3 protein-coding genes are annotated in these 3440 nt (G+C 72.7%); all 3 read right to left on the bottom strand.

Annotation, left to right across the window (positions count from 1 at the left end; translation table 11 throughout):
- Positions 1 to 126: 126 nt before the first annotated feature.
- The 3 genes from fdhD to ABZ281_RS42815 are packed head-to-tail and all read right to left on the bottom strand — an operon-like array spanning position 127 to position 3417.
- Positions 127 to 975 (bottom strand): formate dehydrogenase accessory sulfurtransferase FdhD, encoded by an 849-nt coding sequence (gene fdhD / locus ABZ281_RS42825; protein WP_356663479.1) that lies wholly within the window; start codon positions 973 to 975, stop codon positions 127 to 129.
- Positions 976 to 982: 7 nt separating this feature from the next.
- Complete coding sequence (locus tag ABZ281_RS42820; protein WP_356663477.1) at positions 983 to 1843, bottom strand: 2Fe-2S iron-sulfur cluster-binding protein; 861 nt, start codon at positions 1841 to 1843, stop codon at positions 983 to 985.
- Positions 1840 to 3417 carry an NADH-ubiquinone oxidoreductase-F iron-sulfur binding region domain-containing protein gene (locus ABZ281_RS42815; protein WP_356663481.1) on the bottom strand — a complete coding sequence of 526 codons (1578 nt, stop codon included), beginning with the start codon at positions 3415 to 3417 and terminating at the stop codon, positions 1840 to 1842. Before ABZ281_RS42815 ends, ABZ281_RS42820 begins: the two co-directional genes overlap by 4 nt.
- Positions 3418 to 3440: the final 23 nt, after the last annotated feature.

Here is a 3440-nt window from a genome sequence, read left to right as displayed (position 1 = left end):
CTGGCGGTGGCACGCCCAGACCGGTCCCCGGGGCCTCGCCGGGGCAAGCCGAGACGGGGCCCCTGCGGCGCAGGGGGCGCTCCCCGCCGGTCGGGGCCCCGCCGCCGTGTCGCGGGAAGGACCTGCTCAGCCCTGGGCGGCCGCGGCCCGCACAGCGATCCGGTCCTCACCCGCGTACACGTTCATGGAGCTGCCCCGCAGGAAGCCCACCAGCGTCAGGCCCGACTCGGCGGCCAGGTCCACCGCCAGAGAGGACGGGGCCGACACGGCCGCCAGCACGGGGATGCCCGCCATCACGGCCTTCTGCGCCAGCTCGAAGGAGGCCCGGCCCGACACGAGCAGGACCGCCCGCGACAGCGGCAGCTCCCCGTTCTGCAGGGCGCGGCCGACCAGCTTGTCGACCGCGTTGTGCCGGCCCACGTCCTCCCGGACGTCCAGCAGCTCGCCCTCTTCCGAGAACAGGGCCGCCGCGTGCAGGCCCCCGGTCCGGTCGAAGACCCGCTGGGCCGCGCGCAGCCGGTCGGGGAGGCTCGCGAGCAGCTCGGGGGAGATCCGGACCGGGGGAGTGTCGGCGACGGGCCACCGGGCCGTGGTGCGCACCGCGTCCAGCGACGCCTTGCCGCACAGCCCGCAGGAGGACGTGGTGTAGACGTTGCGCTCCAGCGTGATGTCGGGGACCACCACGTCCGTGGCCGTCTGCACGTCGACCACGTTGTACGTGTTCACCCCGTCGGCCGTGGCGCCCGCGCAGTAGACGATGTTCCGCAGATCCGACTGCGCGCCCAGCACCCCCTCGCTCACCAGGAACCCCGCGGCCAGCGCGAAGTCGTCACCCGGTGTGCGCATGGTGATCGCCAGGGGCTTGCCGTTGAGCCGGATCTCCATCGGCTCCTCGGCGACGAGCGTGTCCGGGCGGCTGGAGACCACCCCGTCCCGGATGCGGATCACCTTGCGTCGTTCCGTGACTCGTCCCATGTCCTGATCAGTCCCGGTTCTGTACGTGCTGGTAGCCGAAGCGGCCCTTGATGCAGAGGTTGCCGTGGGTCACCGGGTTGTCGTGCGGCGAGGTGACCTTCACGATCTCATTGTCCTGCACGTGCAGCGTCAGGTTGCAGCCCACTCCGCAGTACGCGCACACCGTGGTCGTCTCCGTCTGCCGCGTCTCGTCCCACGTACCCGCCGCCCGCATGTCGAACTCGGACTTGAAGGACAGCGCGCCCGTGGGGCACACCTCGATGCAGTTCCCGCAGTACACGCACGCCGAGTCGGTCAGCGGCGCGTCGTGCTCCACCGCGATCCGGGCGTCGAAGCCGCGCCCCGCGACCGAGATCGCGAAGGAGTTCTGCCACTGGTCGCCACAGGCGTCCACGCACTTGTAGCAGAGGATGCACTTGTCGTAGTCACGGACGTACAGGTCGTTGTCGACCCTCGGCTCCTCGTTCAGCCGCGCCGCGTGCGGGCCGAAGCGGTCCGGCTTCGCCTCGTACTCCTTGAGCCACCCGGCGACCTTCGGGGTCGTCGACAGGTCGACCGACGACGCGAGCAGCTCCAGGACCACCTTGCGGCTGTGCCGGGCGCGCTCGGTGTCCGTGCGCACCTCCATCCCCGGCTCGGCCTTGCGGGAGCAGGCAGGGACGAGCGTCCTGGCCCCCTCGACCTCGACGACACAGACCCGGCAGGCGTTCTTGGGGCGCAGGGTGTCGCCCTCGCACAGGGTCGGGATGTCCTTCCCGGCCGCCCGGCAGGCGTCCAGGATCGTCGAGCCCTCGGGGACCCGGGCCTCCTCGCCGTCGATGGTGAACTCCAGCACGCGGCGCGGGATCCCCAGCGGTGTGACGGTCATTCGTACGCCCCCAGACGGTCGATGGCGGATTCCACGGCGTTCCACGCGGTCTGACCCAGACCGCAGATCGAGGCGTCCCGCATGGCGCGGCCGACCTCCCGCAGCAGCGCGATGTCGCCTGCGGCGTCGGCGCCCGTGCGCTCCACGATCCGGTGCAGCGCCTCTTCCTGCCGCACCGTCCCGACGCGGCAGGGCACGCACTGCCCGCACGACTCGTCCCGGAAGAACTCCGCGATACGCAGCAGCAGCCGGGGCAGGGGCACGCTGTCGTCGAAGGCCAGGACGACCCCCGAGCCGAGCGTCGTGCCCGCCTCCCGCGTGCCTTCGAAGGTGAGCGGCACGTCCAGCTCGTCGGCCCGTACGAAACCGCCGGCCGCCCCGCCGAGCAGCACCGCCCGCAGTCCCTCGCGCACCCCGGCCAGGGCGAGCACCTCGCCCAGCGTCGCGCCGAACGGCACCTCGTAGACACCGGGCCGCTCCACACTCCCGGACACGCAGAACAGCTTCGGGCCGGTGGAGCGCCGGGTGCCGATCGCCGCGTACGCCGGGGCGCCCATGGTCAGGATCGGCAGGACGTTGACCAGCGTCTCCACGTTGTTCTCGACCGTCGGCTTGCCGAACAGGCCCTTCTCCACCGGGAACGGCGGCTTGGAGCGCGGCTCGCCCCGGTAACCCTCGATGGAGTTGAACAGCGCCGTCTCCTCACCGCAGATGTAGGCGCCCGCGCCGCGCCGGATCTCGATGTCGAAGGCGTAGCCCTGGCCGAGGACGTCGTCGCCGAGCAGTCCGCGCGCACGGGCCCGCGTGATCGCGTGCTCCAGCAGGCGCAGGGCGCGCGGGTACTCCCCGCGCAGGTAGAGGTAGCCCTTGTGGGCGCCGGTCGCGTACCCGGCGATCGTCATCGCCTCGACGAGCGCGTACGGGTCGCCCTCCATGAGCACCCGGTCCTTGAAGGTGCCCGGCTCCGACTCGTCGGCGTTGCAGACGAGGTAGTGCGGATGGTCGGGCTGCGACGCCGTGGCCTGCCACTTGCGGCCGGTGGGGAAGGCGGCGCCGCCGCGCCCGACCAGGCCCGAGTCGGCGACCTCGCGGATGACCCCGGCGGGACCCAGCTCGAAGGCCCGGCGCAGGGCGGTGTAGCCGCCGTGCGCGCGGTAGTCGTCGAGGGACGACGGGTCGACCACGCCGACGCGATGCAGCAGCATCAGAGCGTCCTGCCCCGCCTGGGGCACCGCCAGCGAGGCCGGCGGCTCCTCGGGCGCGGAGTCGGGCGAGCTCGCGGCGAGCACGGCGTCCTCGACGGTCGCCGGCGCCGAGACGGCCGTACGGACGGGATCCCCGGCCTTGATCGCGAGCGCGGCCGGGGCCCGTTCGCACAGGCCCAGGCACGGGCTGCGCTCGACACCCACCCCGCTGCCGGGGCCCAGCCGCGCCTCGATCCCGGCGCACAGCTGAGGCGCCCCGGCCGCCGCGCACGCCAGGTCCGTGCACACGTGGAGCACGGTCGCCGGACGCGGCAACCTCCTCGTTCTCCTGTGGAAACGCGCGACACGGTCGCGTGACCTGGGACACAGCCCGGGCAGGGTTTGATTTCGAG

It is taken from the genome of Streptomyces sp. NPDC006265 (genome assembly GCF_040613555.1).
Taxonomy (GTDB): domain Bacteria; phylum Actinomycetota; class Actinomycetes; order Streptomycetales; family Streptomycetaceae; genus Streptomyces.
Note: the sequence above shows the minus strand (reverse complement) of the source record. Positions and strands in the feature narration are given on the sequence as shown.